Annotated in this window: 9 protein-coding genes, 1 tRNA gene and 1 pseudogene; 6 read left to right on the forward strand and 5 right to left on the reverse strand. The window is 50.7% G+C overall.

Annotated features, from left to right (window positions below; translation table 11 throughout):
* Nucleotides 1–34: 34 nt before the first annotated feature.
* Both ABLU95_RS18275 and ABLU95_RS18280 read right to left on the reverse strand, forming a co-directional pair.
* A complete protein-coding gene (locus ABLU95_RS18275; RefSeq protein WP_348880142.1) occupies nt 35–700 on the reverse strand; it encodes an HAD family hydrolase in 666 nt (221 codons plus the stop codon).
* A 95-nt stretch (nt 701–795) separates the two neighbouring features.
* A complete protein-coding gene (locus ABLU95_RS18280) occupies nt 796–1,665 on the reverse strand; it encodes a DMT family transporter (protein WP_348874427.1) in 870 nt (289 codons plus the stop codon).
* A gap of 411 nt (nt 1,666–2,076) precedes the next feature.
* Between ABLU95_RS18280 and ABLU95_RS18285 the strand changes: the two genes are divergently transcribed.
* Nucleotides 2,077–2,643, forward strand: coding sequence for an NlpC/P60 family protein (locus tag ABLU95_RS18285; protein ID WP_032428599.1), 567 nt, complete (start codon nt 2,077–2,079; stop codon nt 2,641–2,643).
* A gap of 44 nt (nt 2,644–2,687) precedes the next feature.
* On the opposite strand, the gene phoE is transcribed toward ABLU95_RS18285, so the two are convergent.
* Nucleotides 2,688–3,740, reverse strand: a complete 1,053-nt coding sequence (phoE, locus tag ABLU95_RS18290) for a phosphoporin PhoE (protein WP_348880143.1) — start codon at nt 3,738–3,740, stop codon at nt 2,688–2,690.
* A gap of 289 nt (nt 3,741–4,029) precedes the next feature.
* On the opposite strand from phoE, the gene proB reads away from it, so the two are divergent.
* The 5 genes and pseudogenes from proB to ABLU95_RS18315 all read left to right on the forward strand — a co-directional run bounded on the left by proB (nt 4,030) and on the right by ABLU95_RS18315 (nt 10,664).
* Nucleotides 4,030–5,133 carry a glutamate 5-kinase gene (gene proB / locus ABLU95_RS18295; protein WP_008805306.1) on the forward strand — a complete coding sequence of 368 codons (1,104 nt, stop codon included), beginning with the start codon at nt 4,030–4,032 and terminating at the stop codon, nt 5,131–5,133.
* A gap of 10 nt (nt 5,134–5,143) precedes the next feature.
* Nucleotides 5,144–6,397, forward strand: coding sequence for a glutamate-5-semialdehyde dehydrogenase (gene proA / locus ABLU95_RS18300; RefSeq protein ID WP_335893725.1), 1,254 nt, complete (start codon nt 5,144–5,146; stop codon nt 6,395–6,397).
* Nucleotides 6,398–6,510: 113 nt separating this feature from the next.
* Nucleotides 6,511–6,586, forward strand: a tRNA-Thr gene (locus ABLU95_RS18305).
* Nucleotides 6,587–6,748: 162 nt separating this feature from the next.
* Nucleotides 6,749–7,923 (forward strand): annotated as a pseudogene (locus tag ABLU95_RS18310) (integrase arm-type DNA-binding domain-containing protein).
* Nucleotides 7,920–10,664, forward strand: a complete 2,745-nt coding sequence (locus ABLU95_RS18315; protein ID WP_348880145.1) for an SIR2 family protein — start codon at nt 7,920–7,922, stop codon at nt 10,662–10,664. The pseudogene ABLU95_RS18310 and the gene ABLU95_RS18315 overlap by 4 nt, the downstream one beginning before the upstream one ends.
* Before the next feature lie 512 nt (nt 10,665–11,176).
* On the opposite strand, the gene ABLU95_RS18320 is transcribed toward ABLU95_RS18315, so the two are convergent.
* Together ABLU95_RS18320 and ABLU95_RS18325 are read right to left on the reverse strand one after the other, a co-directional pair.
* Nucleotides 11,177–11,803: a uracil-DNA glycosylase gene (locus tag ABLU95_RS18320; protein WP_065813160.1), complete on the reverse strand. Its 627-nt coding sequence runs from the start codon at nt 11,801–11,803 to the stop codon at nt 11,177–11,179.
* Between the two features lie 414 nt (nt 11,804–12,217).
* Complete coding sequence (locus tag ABLU95_RS18325) at nt 12,218–14,983, reverse strand: LuxR C-terminal-related transcriptional regulator (RefSeq protein WP_348880147.1); 2,766 nt, start codon at nt 14,981–14,983, stop codon at nt 12,218–12,220.
* Nucleotides 14,984–15,050 lie beyond the last annotated feature (67 nt).

Below are 15,050 nucleotides of genomic sequence, written 5' to 3' on the forward strand. Positions count from 1 at the left end.
ACGACTGAACCCGCAGAAGCATTTATCCGCTCCGCTATTCCAGCCGCCAGCTCAGCACCGGCCAGCCATATCCGGCACCGGCCGCCTGCAGCTGCGGACAGGGATTGACCAGCCGCACGCGATCCGCATGCAGGCACAGCGGCAGATCGTTAATGGAATCGGTGTAAAAAGTCACCTCGCCGTCATACTGCGGATGCGCCTTGCGCCACTGCGCCAGACGCGCCACCTTTCCCTGCTGATAGCTGGGGATCCCGGCAATCGCCCCGCTGTAGCCGCCGTCGACCATCGCCACGTCAATGCCCAGCGCCTGCTCAATCTCCAGCGCGGCGGCCACCGCCTGCACCAGCAGGCTAACCGAGGCGGAGATAATCAGCATCTGCTCCCCCTCGGCCCGCAGACGACGAATGAGTTCCCACGCCTGCGGATAGACCCGGGGCAGGATCGCCTCACGCACGCAGCGGGCCACCAGCGCGTCTACGTCCGATTTCGGTATTCCGGCCAGCGGGGCCTGGATCAGGGCCACATAATCGGCGATATTCATCTCTCCCCGGTCATAATCCGCCATCAGCCGCGCCTCGCGGGCAAGATACCCCTTCTGCGTCGCCAGCCCTTCGCGAACCATAAACTGGCTCCAGATCGTACTGCTATCGCCCTGTATCAGGGTGTTATCGAGATCGAAAATCGTCAGCGTGTTGCCCATGGTACCTTCCCTTACTGGTCAAAATAAGCTGCCGGGAGCATGCGTAAAAAAGATGACAGGAAAATGAACCGGACGCCACCGCGCCCGGCTCGCCGTCAGCCGGCGCGGACCTTGCCGGTGCGGAACACCAGCACGATCCCGCCGACGATCGCCACCATACCGACCATCGCCGCCGCCGGCAGCCGATTGCCCAGCAGCAGATAATCCAGCAGCGCCGTGATCGCTGGCACCAGATAAAAGAGGCTGGTGACATTGACGATATTCCCCGCGCTCAGCAGACGGTACAGCAGCAGCTGGGCGACCACCGAAATCAGCAGCCCGAGAAACAGCACCGGAATAATCAACCCGGCGTTAACGGTAAACCGGAAGCCGCTGACCGGGGCGATCAACAGGCACAGCCCCAGACTAACGGCATACTGCAGCGGCAGGACATCCGCCGGCGACTGGCGGCTGCGCTTTTGCCACAGCGCGCCAAAGGTCATCAGCAGCAGAGCCGCCAGCGCAAACAGGATCCCTGTCATCGCCATCGGCGACATCGCCAGGCTGCGCCACACCAGCAGCACCAGCCCCGCCAGGGCAATCAGCAGCCCCAGCAGCCGCCGCCCCTGCAGGCGGCGCTCCACCACGCAAAGCGTAAGGATGGGCTGGATCCCCATGATGGTGGCGATAAGCCCCGGCGTCACGCCGTTGGCCATCGCCTCGAAGTAACAGACCGAATAGCCGCCAATCAGCATCAGGCCGGTGGCCGCTGTCTGCAGGCGAGTGCCCGGCGCGGGCAGCCAGCGTCGACGGGCGATGACCAGCGGCGCCAGCGCGACCAGGGCAACCAGAAAACGAAAGACCAGCAGCGCCATCGGCGAGGCGTTGTCCAGTCCCCAGCGGGTGAAAATGGCCGCGCTGCCCCACAGCAGCACAAAGGTGGCCGTTGTCGCCTGCGAGGCGAGCAGAGAATAGCGAACGTGCATAGCATGCTCCCGAACGTCAAACACAAGGTATCAAGCGTCATAGCGGCAGGTAAGCGCCTTGAAAGACGGCGTTAAGCGCCGAAAACAACCCGGTCTGGAGGGGGAGGCGGTGGGCAGAGCGTGGCGAAGCAATAATGAGGCGCAGACGTCATCCACCCCGCGTCGAAAGCGGCGCCGGGTAAAGTCTCGGTGGCGATGGCGTTATGCGTCATGGAATGCCTCGTGAGATGTTGATGACAGAATCCTGGCACAGGCTGTTGTGAAGTGACAACTGCCCTTTATGGCTGATCCATCCCATCGTTGTTTATTTTTAATCGTAAATAAACGTAAAGGCGGCATCAACTTATTTAGCCGTTCTTTTTAATCGGCTATAAAACAAAGCAGTCTGCTTGCTACTTCGAAAATAACGATATGAAGCCAAAACTGAAGCATGCTCTCTTGTTAATTCCTTTTTTGTTGTTGGCAGGATGCTCCTCCTCACCGAAACAGGCAAAACACACAAAATCTCATGCGGATATGACCATTGATAGCGGATCGGACGATCTGATCCCGGTGGTGGCGGCCCTGCATGATCAGATGCACACCTGGCAGGGAACCCCCTATGAATGGGGCGGGACTGAACAAAGCGGCGTCGACTGCTCGGGTTTCGTCTGGCGCACACTGAAGGATCGCTTTAACCTGCCGATGGAGCGGATCACCACCCGCGAGCTGTTGCACATGGGCGTGCGGGTCAATAAGCGCGATTTACGTCCCGGCGATCTGGTCTTCTTCCGCACCCGGGCCGGGATGCACGTTGGCTTTTACGATACCGATCATAATTTCCTTCACGCCTCGAGCAGCCAGGGCGTGATGCGCTCTTCGCTGGACAACCCTTACTGGGAGTCGGCGTTCTATCAGGCGCGCCGTCTGCCGAAGGAGTATAACGCGCAGATCACCATGAACAGCGACACCCTGCATCTGGCGAAGAACCGCCGCTAAAAAAAAGCCGCAGCCTGGGCTGCGGCGGGTGGTTCTGAAGTTGATCAGAACTGGTAGGTCATGCCCAGCGCGACGATGTCGTCATCGTTGATGCCGAGTTTGTTATCGCTTTTCAGCTGGTTGATTTTGTAATCCACGAAGGCGTTCATGTTTTTGTTGAAGTAGTAGGTCAGGCCCACGTCAATGTAGTTAACCAGATCTTCGCTCCCCACCCCTTCGATATCCTTCCCTTTCGACAGCACATAGCCGAGGGACGGACGCAGACCGAAGTCGAACTGATACTGCGCCACCGCTTCAAAGTTCTGCGCTTTGTTGGCAAAGCCGCCGCTGATCGGGGTCATCTTGCGGGTTTCAGAGTACATGGTCGCCAGATAGATGTTGTTGGCGTCATATTTCAGGCCGGTCGCCCAGGCTTCCGCTTTCGAACCCTGACCGCGAGCCAGCAGGTTCTGATCGTTGGTACGGTCGGAGCTGGTGTAGGCCGCGCTGACGGCGAAGTCGCTGCCGCCGAAGTCATAGCTTAACGAGGTCCCAACGCCGTCGCCGTTCTGTTTCTTCGCTTCACGACCTTCGTTTTTACCCTGGTACTGCAGGGTCATATCCAGGCCATCCATCAGACCGAAGAAGTCGGTGTTGCGGTAGGTCGCCAGACCGCTGGCGCGCTTGGTCATAAAGTTATCGGTCTGAGCAGAGGAATCGCCGCCGAATTCCGGGAACATATCGGTCCAGGCTTCCACGTCGTACAGGGCGCCAAGGTTACGACCGTAGTCGAAGGAGCCGTAGTTCTTCAGCTTCAGCCCGGCGAACGCCAGACGAGTCTTCTGGCTGGAGTCGCTCTCGGTTTTGTTACCGGAGAATTCAGATTCCCAACGGCCATAGCCGGTCAGGTCTTCGTTAATCTGCGTTTCGCCTTTAATACCGAAACGCACGTAGGTCTGATCGCCATCCTTACTGTCATAGTCGCTGAAGTAATGCATGGCTTTGATCTTGCCGTACACATCCAGCTTGTTCGCGTTCTTATTATAAACTTCCGCTGCCTGCGTCCCCGTTGAAGCCACAAAGCCCATCATCATTAATGCCAGAGTACTCTTTTTCATTATTCAGTCCTGGTGATTTATTTATACGCGCTATTCAATTGCGGGCGCTCGCCCATCAAAAACAGGAGGTTTTTTAACGCCGGGAGATTAAATATTTATGACAAGGTGGAACTTTTTATAAAAAAGCGTATTTAAATGTATCTGACATATTTTTGTCATACTCCCTCTCCAGAATGCCCGATCCCGCGCAATAAAATGGCGCGCCCGCCGCCCCGGGTGTTGGCAAGCGGGCCGACTCCTGCTACAACATCAGCTCGATATCGATATTCCTTTTGAACGGCAGAGAATCATGAGTGAAAGCCAGACGCTGGTGGTAAAACTGGGCACCAGTGTTTTAACAGGCGGGTCCCGTCGCCTGAACCGCGCCCATATCGTCGAGCTCGTGCGCCAGTGCGCACAGCTGCACGCCATGGGACACCGTATTGTCATCGTGACCTCCGGGGCCATTGCCGCCGGGCGCGAGCACCTTGGTTACCCGGAACTGCCCGCCACCATCGCCTCCAAGCAGCTGCTGGCGGCGGTGGGACAAAGCCGTCTGATCCAGCTGTGGGAACAGCTGTTTTCTATCTATGGCATTCACGTTGGCCAGATGCTGCTGACTCGCGCCGACATGGAAGACAGAGAACGGTTCCTCAACGCCCGCGACACCCTGCGCGCGCTGCTGGATAACAGCATCGTCCCGGTCATTAACGAAAATGACGCCGTCGCCACCGCGGAAATCAAAGTGGGCGATAACGACAATCTCTCCGCGCTGGCCGCGATCCTCGCCGGGGCGGATAAGCTGCTGCTGTTAACCGACCAGCCTGGACTGTTCACCGCCGACCCGCGCAGCAACCCGCAGGCGGAGCTGATTAAAGACGTCTACGGCATCGACGACGCGCTGCGCGCCATCGCCGGCGACAGTGTCTCCGGTCTCGGCACCGGCGGCATGGGCACCAAGCTGCAGGCCGCGGACGTCGCCTGCCGCGCGGGGATTGATACTATTATCGCCGCCGGCAACCGCCCGGACGTCATCGGCCACGCGATGGAAGGCCTGCCGGTAGGCACCTGCTTCCACGCGCAGGAGTCTCCGCTGGAGAACCGTAAGCGCTGGATCTTCGGCGCCCCGCCGGCCGGTGAACTGACCGTCGATGCGGGCGCGACCCAGGCGATCCTCGAACGAGGCAGCTCGCTGCTGCCAAAAGGCATCAAAATCGTCAGCGGCAACTTCTCCCGCGGCGAAGTGATCCGCATCCGCAATAGCGAAGGACGCGATATCGCGCACGGCGTCAGCCGCTACAACAGCGACGCGCTGCGCCTTATCGCCGGCCAGCACTCGCAGCAAATCGATGCCATTCTGGGCTACGAATACGGCCCGGTGGCCGTCCACCGCGATGATATGATCATCCGTTAAGGAGCTGAAAATGCTGGAACAAATGGGCATTGCCGCCAAAGCGGCCTCCTGGCAGCTGGCGTTACTCTCCAGCCGGGAAAAGAACCAGGTACTGGAAAAGATCGCCGATTATCTGGAAGCGCAGACCGACGATATTCTGCGCGCCAACGCGGAAGATTTAGCGGAAGCTCGCGCCAATGGCCTGAGTGAAGCGATGCTCGATCGCCTCGCGCTGACCCCGGCGCGCCTGAGCGGCATCGCCAGCGATGTGCGCCAGGTGTGCAATCTGGCCGATCCGGTCGGCCAGGTGATCGACGGCGGGCTACTGGACAGCGGTCTGCGTATTGAACGTCGCCGCGTCCCGCTGGGGGTGATTGGCGTGATATATGAAGCGCGTCCCAACGTGACGGTCGACGTCGCCTCCCTGTGTCTGAAAACCGGTAACGCGGCGATCCTGCGCGGCGGGAAAGAGACCTGGCGCACCAACGCCGCCACGGTGAAGGTGATCCAGCAGGCGCTGCAGGAGTGCGGTCTGCCGGCCGCCGCGGTACAGGCTATCGAGAGCCCGGATCGCGCGCTGGTGGGGGAAATGCTGAAGATGGATAAATACATCGATATGCTGATCCCCCGCGGCGGCGCGGGCCTGCACAAGCTGTGCCGCGAGCAGTCAACGATCCCGGTGATCACCGGCGGGATTGGCGTATGCCATATCTTCGTTGATGAAACCGCCGAGATCGCCCCTGCGCTGAAGGTCATCGTCAACGCCAAGACCCAGCGGCCGAGCACCTGCAATACCGTGGAAACGCTGCTGGTACACCGCAACATCGCCGACACCTTCCTGCCGGCGTTAAGCAAGCAGATGGCCGAGAGCGGCGTCACCCTGCACGCCGCCCCCTCCGCCCTGCCCGTGCTGCAAAACGGCCCGGCGAAGGTCGAGCCGGTTAAAGCGGAGCAGTATGACGACGAGTATCTGTCGCTGGATCTGAACGTCAAAGTGGTGGCCGATATGGATGAGGCTATCGCCCATATCCGCGAGCATGGCACCCAGCACTCCGACGCCATCCTGACCCGCACCCTGCGTAACGCCAACCGCTTTATCAATGAAGTGGACTCTTCCGCGGTCTACGTGAACGCCTCCACCCGCTTCACCGACGGCGGCCAGTTCGGCCTCGGCGCGGAAGTGGCGGTCAGCACCCAGAAGCTGCACGCCCGCGGCCCGATGGGGCTGGAAGCGTTAACCACCTATAAGTGGATCGGTTTCGGCGACGATACCATTCGTGCGTAAATGAGAACGGGCGATGCAAAAATAGGCAGTTGATTCCACTGACTATTGACGCATCGCCCGCTAAGTTCTAACCTTTTGCCTCGTGATTCACGCTCGTGGACACCTCTTGCAGGGCCGATATAGCTCAGTTGGTAGAGCAGCGCATTCGTAATGCGAAGGTCGTAGGTTCGACTCCTATTATCGGCACCATTTAAACTTCCCCCAACGTCCGTATTTATCCATAACTACCCTGATTTGTAACGATTTTACTGTTCTTCAGTCCATCGCTGCCCATAATTTTCAAGTAAATCATATACTTAATGTATTTAGGATTGTGTATATGTCCTTGTTCGGTCCTGGATTCCTATACACATGCCTTTCAATGATATGCAGATTCGCTGCACTAAGCCCGAAGATAAACCCTATACGCTTGGGGATCGGCAAGGCTTGTCATTGTTTATAGAACCTAATGGAAGCAAAAGCTGGCTGTTCCTCTATCGCTATGTCGGTAAGCCCAAAATGATCTCGCCTGGTGTGTATCCGACGATCAACCTTGCCGATGCTCGCCCTCATCGCGACGATACCCGAAAGCTGGTCGCGGAAGGAAAGAACCCGAATGAGGTTCGAAAAGAGCAGAAGGTCGCTTTGCAAACGGAATCCGAAAGTGCGTTCGAAAAGATAGCTAGAGAGTGGCATCACATGAAGACCGCCAAATGGTCGGCAGGATATGTGTCATATGTCATAGAAGCGTTTAAAAACAACAACTTACCTTATATCGGAACATGGAAAGTGGGAAAGATAAAACCGCTGGAGCTGCTTAACGTACTGCGTAAAATTGAAAACGCGGGGCGTTGGAGAAAATGCGGAAAGTGCATCAGCGTTGCTCCGAAGTGTTTCTCTACGCAATTGTAACGGGTAGAGCGGAGTACAATCCTGCGGCAGATCTTTCCAGCGCTCTCGAAGTACACCAATCCAATCATTTTCCGTTCCCAAAAGCAGATGAGCTACCCGATTTTCTGCGTGCCTTAGATACATACACAGGGAGTCGACTTGTCCAGATTGCTACAAAATTACTGATGATCACAAGTGTAAGAACCTTCTAATTGCGTGCAGCATTATGGCAATAATTTGATCTGGATTACGCAATTTGGGAAATTCCTACTGAAAGGATGAAAATGCGCAGGTCACATCTTGTGCCATTGTCGACTCAGGCGTTAGATTTACTCAATAAACTCAAGATCATATCAAGGAACTATCGTTATGTTTTTCCGGGGCGGAACGATCCGTAAAAGCCTATGAGTGAAGCGAGTATCAATCAGGTTATCAAACGTATTGGGTTTAGTGGACAGCTAACTGGTCACGGATTCCGACATATGATGTCTGCTATTTTACATGAAAATGGGTTCGATTCGATATGGGTTGAAGTTCAACTTGCGCATGTTGATAAAAAGTCAATACAAGGAACACACAATCATGCACTGCATATTCAAAAAAGAGTATCAATGCCTCAATGGTACTCTACATATATTCTAAGGGATAAAAAGTGATAATAAACGATAAGCATTTGGAAAATATTATTCAAGCCTCGGATGAGGACTCGTTGGCTATTTTTGTTGGTGCAGGAGTTTCCAAATCATCAGAGAGTGAAAATATAAAGCTACCGTCATGGTCGGACCTGATTGATGAGCTAAAACTTGATTTAGGCATAGATTACGAAATTGATTATTTGAAAGTTGCACAGCTTTATTATCTCGAGTTTGGTTCTCATTTATATTTTAAGAAAATTAAGAAGTACTTCCCTGACAATGTAACTCCTTCGAAATTGCATGATTTAATATTTAATATAAATCCCCATTGTGTGATTACTACTAACTGGGACTGCCTTTTAGATACTGCAGTCATTGAAAATGCGTATATATATGACATTGTCTGCAGTGATAAAGACTTGATGAAGTCTAGTCTTGATAAAAAACTTATAAAGATGCATGGTGATTTTAAAAATCACAATATTGTATTTAAAGAAGATGACTATATTAATTATGACGCCAATTTTCCTCTAGTATCTAATTACATAAAGAGTGTTTTGTCGACCCACACAGTAATTTTTATAGGCTATTCTTATAACGATATAGATATTAAGCAAGTTATAAAATGGGCCCAAAATCACTCCGCTGTACGTCCTCCAATGTATCTTGTTGTATACGAAGATGATTATGCTCAAAGAAAATATTTAGCTAGCCATGGTATTACGACTATCAAAGTTAGCAGCTACCAGACGGAGTTCTTTTCAGATAAGAGAAGCTCAAGCCTTTACGGTTTTTTAAAGTCGATAAAAGAAAAGAGAGTCAGTAACAATGAAGATAAAAATATAATTAAGCATGTATATACTAAATTGCAAGAACTCAGCTCCCTGAATGCTATTCTAGCTGAACAAATTACTGAATGCTTAGGGGATTCAACACTTTTGTTTCGAGAAGTTAATGGCGAAATAATGGCTTTTTTAAAGTTTTATAACTCAGAGGTAATTCAGAAATCAGATAAGGGCATGCGGTATGTGTATAAAAGATTCAAGGATGTACTTAAAGATAATGAAGAGTCAAAAAAATATAACATTCTTCTAACTCCAATTTTTGATATTCTTTGGAAAGCAGATATTTCCGGGGTAATAATTGATGACAAAGATAGCGAGGCTATTCTAACTACTGACTTTGTGCCTGAATCAAAAAAGTTATCAGATAAAGAAATATTTACCTTTGAGTATAATTTCGACTTTGATTTTAGTAAAAAAAATCACACAGGGAAAAGTGTCGATTTTGATAATTGTGATGTATATGCATTCTTCCAGATAGGAAATTATGAAATGGCCTATCATGCTATTGAAAATGTTATCAAGCACGATTTGAAGCATAAAAATTATGCTTCATTACTTATTTCCCTTCTTAATTACAATATGATATTGCATGTGCTTAAATATCGTCTTGGTCGTAATAGCAACAGGTTTTTAGATACAGAAAGTTATAATCTTAAAGAAAGGTTTGACAGCTTTCCTAAAAATGTAAAGCGGACATTAAGTTCATTATTAGATATAGTAACCGTTGATTATATGTTTAAGTTTATTTATTCAGTAGATAAAATACTAACTAAAAATAAAGACAGGGAAGGAAGGAAGCCTCTACTTTACTGGGATGCAGATGAGTTCAAGTCTGATTTTTTACATAAAAATATATTGCATTTCATTAAGTTAAATGGCTGTCTTATAGATAGCTATTCTGAGTTTAAATATGCGATAAATAAACTGTTTGAGATTAAGTCGGTAAAGCGTAAGTCTCAGGAGAATAATGAGACCATATATTACACTATAGAAGAATTGTATTCCTCTATAAAATATCTAGATAACAAAGAGTTGGCTGAAAAATTCAGGTATAAAAAGCGCGGCAAGTATTTAACGCTTCAATTGGATACGGAAAGCAGTGATTGGCTTTTGAATCATGCTTTTGAGGAAATGTATTGTGGGTATATGAAAAAGGCAAGTAATGGTGACTTCAATTTAAATGCTTTCAAGAATGTTATTCTTTTGCTTGCATTTTCAGATGAGCCCCATAAAGATAAAAGCCCTCTTCACAAGAAAATAACCTCGCTTGTAGAAAACGGCTTTTTCTACTCCGATTTAATTGAATGTATTTCTGACTACGTGACAATTTGCTTCAATAATAAAAGAGATGGCTTTGATAAGAGTTTTGTGGCTGAACTGATGAACTCCATGATAAAGTTATCTACTTCTACAATTGAAAATGAAAATGACCATGGCTATCTTATTCTTAGAAAGGCTCATAATATTTTCTTGATTGCATCAGAGTTAAGCGTGGAATTCAATGACATTAATCACCTTAAAGAATTAATATCCTCGATTAGTGAATTACCAGTTACTCGACAGGCTAGTTACATTGAGTCATTATTATATGATTTATTTATTGTTGGTGATGATAAAATAAAGAGTGATATTAAGGAATACGTTAAGAATATGGGGATTGAAAAGCTTGATTATGAAAAGAAAAATAGACTCAAGCTTTTTTTAGTTGCATCAAATATAATTGAAAAAGAAGAAGATTTAGAACATGAAATACTGGAGATGATAAGGAAGTTACCTGCTAATAAATTTAGCACGGAATTGTATTCCATTCGTAGTATGTTGGATTTTTTAGTTAGAAATGGCGAAGATTCATTTACTGTAGCTCTTGAAGAGCTGAAAGAAACGATAGCTAAATTAGAAAAGAAATTCTTTAATTGAAGATTAAATGAGATAGTTAATGAGAGTGAGTCTTAGAGATGTAATCTGCCAGGATTTGATAAATTTTCTTTATCAGACCTCAGCGCGCAATGCTCTCCCCGCCACGCCTGCCCGCTTAAGGGGCGCTTTTAATGCAGGTACATGACCAGCCTCAGGGCAGCCAATGCTGGCGCTGGAGGGGGATCCAGTGTCGCTAAACGCATGCAAAACCATGCACCTTATGCATGCATGGCTTTTATACGTAAAAATGGCGGGATTTTCGGTTTTTTTAAGCGGACTACTGAAGCAGAACCTGATTGGGGGATTCGAGCACGCAGTTACTGGTGCTGCTATCATTGTCACTTCGAACAAAATAAGAGCGGCTAGATAGAGCCTTTTGTATCGATTGTTTTTATGCTGGCACAGTGTACCTTGGAGAGCCTCGGTCTGTTCGGTTAGTTGCAGGGCAATACTTCTAGCATGTACTGACAGCGGCAGCAGTGCCAGTACATAAAATACGGTTATCTTCATTATTATCTCTTGTTAGCGGAAATCGCATCTTCCCACGCTGCCGGAATTTGATCCCATTTCTGACGATACCGAGCTTTGACACATGGTGAGGGATGGTAGGATTCTGCAATATCATAACCACGAGCCTTTAGCCCTTTTCTCGCTTTTTGGGCCTGTTTTCCTACCAAAATTATGGTTTTTAGGTTAGATAGTAAAGGGAGTAGCTCATCTAGAATTTCAATGCCTTTACGGACATGTAGGGCCTGATATGCTCTTGAGTTATCCCAAGCAGGAATGGTATTCCAAAGCAGCGTTCGTTTTCTATCCAAGCCTATACTTTGCATAAAGCAAAAGATTGCTTTGGCCGTGTCATCGTTATTATCACGTGAGATAAAACCAGAACCACCGTTTCTAAGGTCAGTTTGGGGGCCTGGTTTCTCGAAGAGGAAAATAAATTCGGCATTGATCCCACCATCTAAAGGATCAAAGTCAGGGATGAATACATTGTCACCAAGCCTTTCACGTATGCTTTCGACATACGCTGTTAACGGCTGCATATGAGGAGCTGTGAGTAGGCTCTGTCTGCGGCGTATGTTTGATTCATACTTAAGTGATTTTGGTTCTGTTGAAAGAACTGACTCCACAACCATTTTCTACCCTCATGAATGCTTAGGCTCTTTCTTGAGTCAGTTTACCTCCTCCTGCTTAAAATATCCTCAGTTCTATTGACGATCTGTTCGGCAACTGCTTTGGCCGCTAACTTTCTTGCTGGGATCTGTCCTCACGATCCCCCTACGTCAGACTGATCCCCTCCCGGAAAACAGTACCACTCTACATTAAGATAAAGCCTCTCTGAGCTTACGCCAGGGTTACTTTTTCCCCTGCGGCCAACGCCCCCTAACTCAATGTCCTTATCGCTGAGCCAGGGCATCAAAACTGCCATCACCGTTCAGAGATAGCTCCCCATGGACTTACTAGTACTCGATTATCCATGGCTCATAGCCCCGTTAAGAACGTGGCTCGTCTTAATAATATTTTGTATCCAGGCCCCCCTGTTCAAACCATTAATCCAGTAATTTCATCTCCAGCGCTCGACTCATCGCTTGAGTGCGACTATTCACTTTAAGCTTCGCGTAGATGTTTTTGATGTGCCATTTGACCGTCTCGGCAGAAATAGCGAGGGAGCGGGCGATTTCTTTGTTCATCTGACCTTCAGCGATCAGCTGTAATATCTGAAATTCTCGCTCGCTGAGTTCCCCATGAATATCGGGGCTCCCACTATTTAGCGATGTTCTGTCTGCAGGCGCGCGCTTGTCTGCCCAGGGACCTTGCACTCCCCCTTCCTCTGTACAAGCCGAAGAGAAATCATTCATACCGATAAGCAAAGGTTGCAAGGTATCGCCAGCGTCAAGAAAGAGGCCCTTGAGATGCTGTTGTTCAGCCAGCTGCAGCACTGGCTGAAATGTCGTGCGCGCAGCGGCAATTTTGCCGCTGTTCCACAAGGCTAATGACCAGAGCGTACGCAGACGCGCTGCGGTTAACCTGTCCCCCCGGCTTTCCTGATCGGAGACCATCTCAGCCAGTAAAATGCAGGCTTGCGGCGCCTGGCCTCTGGCGAGAAGAAGCCGGCTGCGGCTAAGGGATGCAGACATAACGATGGCGCGTTGGCAGGGATGTTCGGCATCCATTCTGAAGCTGGCGGCCATTTGTTCAAGCTGCCGTTGCAGTTGCTCTGCGCCGGTGAAATTGCCGCGCTGCAGGCGCACCCTCACCTGCTCGGCTAACAACATGGCCTGGAGCCGTTGCCAGCCGCGAGACACCGCAAGGCGCTGCGCATGCTCCAGCAATCGCTCGGCCTCATAGGGCATATCGCTATCTAAGGCCTGACGCGCGAGATAGGTATAGCAACGACTCAGCGCGTCGGGTGGACTGAACCGGTCGATGAATTCGAGTCGGTCGGCTAACAGATGCTCGGGCGAGTCACCCCTCTGACATTCATATGCTATCTCCGCCAGCAGCGGCGCCAGCGTCGCGCCACTGGTCGACTGGGTGCCGGTATAACATTCAGCCTGGCGCAACGTTTTCTCTGCGTACCACCCGGCTTTTCCCAGATCCCCCTGACAAAGATGGCACTGGGCAATGATAAACGCGCGATAAACCGAGACAAACAGATTATCTAAAGGGCTTTCCGGAGAGGGCATATGCTGTTGAACCTCCAGCGCGTCGTGATAGCGCTGGTTAACAACATGGCAATAGCTGAGAATATTGCATATCAGACCATCAACCCAGGTGTCGCCGCAGGGCACTTCGGCCAGCAATGGCTGAACAATAGCCAGACTCTCCGGGATGTTTTCAGCAAAGGCTTCGCAAATTGCCCGCACAACGCGCAATTTACACCAGGTGCTGCGGGTTAAATCATCACGGTGATGAAGCACCATCTGATCGAGGTTATCAAGCAGCAGCCTCGACTCATCAAAGTGGAAATAATGCGCCAGTGCCCAGGCCAGGTTAATTTGCAGGTCAATGCGCGCAGGATCGGTGCTGGGCGGTAAATGATGCATCCATGAGATCAGGGTATCGATATCCCCTTCTTCCGCCAGTGACTGAGCGCTTGCGCCGTCCTGCCCGGGGCTATGCACCGGCTTGCCTGCGCTGAGCGCATGGCGTACCGCCTCAGACCACAGCTTCTGTTCGACGAACCAATGACTGGCTAATTCATGTAGCTGTTTGCGATTAATAGCGTTGTTCTGCTGCAGCATGGTCCGAAGATTTTCCTGCAACAGAGGATGGTAGCGGAACCAGTAGCCTTGTTCGTCAAGGGCTGACAAAAAAAGGTTGTGTCGCTCAATCCATGCCAGCATCGCTTGACTGTCATCACGTCCAGTCACTGCATTGCATAGTTCGGCATTTAACCGACTGAGGAAGGACGTTTTCACCAGGAAATCAAGCACCTCTTCCGGCAGCGGGTCCAGGACCACCTCTTTAAGATAGCGGGCAATGGACCGTGTTCCTCCATGCATATTGCGCAACAGATGCTCGGGATCATGCTGTAATTCTGCGGACAATGAAGCGATCTTCATCCCTGCGATCCAGCCCTCAGTCACGGACTGCAGCCGCTGTGCATGGTGGTTGCTGAGGGGTAGCGCAACCGTGCGGCTAAAATAGTGTTTCGTTTCTTCGAGCGTGAATTGCAGGTCTCGATCATAGATTTCCACCAGTTGGTCCTGGGCCTGCAGCTGGCTCAGCGCAAGATTGGGGTGGAAACGGCTGCCAATGATCAGATGCAAGGCGGCAGGCGCATGCTTGAGTAAATACCCCAGCGCTTCATAGACCCCACGATCGTTAATCACGTGGAAGTCGTCGATAATCAGGTATATGTCATGCGGGCAGTAGTGTAGCTGGTTAATGAGCCCGGCCAGCAGCTGCTCGGAGCTGGAGAGCTTCTGTTCTTCCATATCACGCCAGAAATCGGCGTCCCAGTCAGCATAAAGTGGACGCAATGCTTGCAGCAGGTAAGGAATAAACTGCCATACGTCATCATCATCCTCATCGAGGCTCAGCCAGGCGATACGTTCCCCCTGGGCGACCATCTGCTGATGCCATTGCGCCAACAGCGTGGTTTTGCCAAATCCAGCGCCAGCGCAAACGACGCCCAGCCGGCACTGCTGAACGGGATTGAGAAGCTGAAGAAGCCGGGGGCGCTCCAGCAATTGTATCGAGGAGCGAGGCGGGACGAATTTGGTCAGGATTAGCGGCAAGCCTCGCGTCAGCCGCAATGGCCCGGAGACCAGTGATGGTGATTGGCGACTTTCAAAATCCGATGGCTTCATCCGTGGTTATCTACTCGCTTTGTTTTTTTTCAATTGTACGCCAGCCCCCGGGATGACATGGGGCCGC

This window comes from Klebsiella sp. GG_Kp146 (genome assembly GCF_040061975.1).
GTDB classification, from domain to species: Bacteria; Pseudomonadota; Gammaproteobacteria; order Enterobacterales; family Enterobacteriaceae; genus Klebsiella; species Klebsiella quasipneumoniae.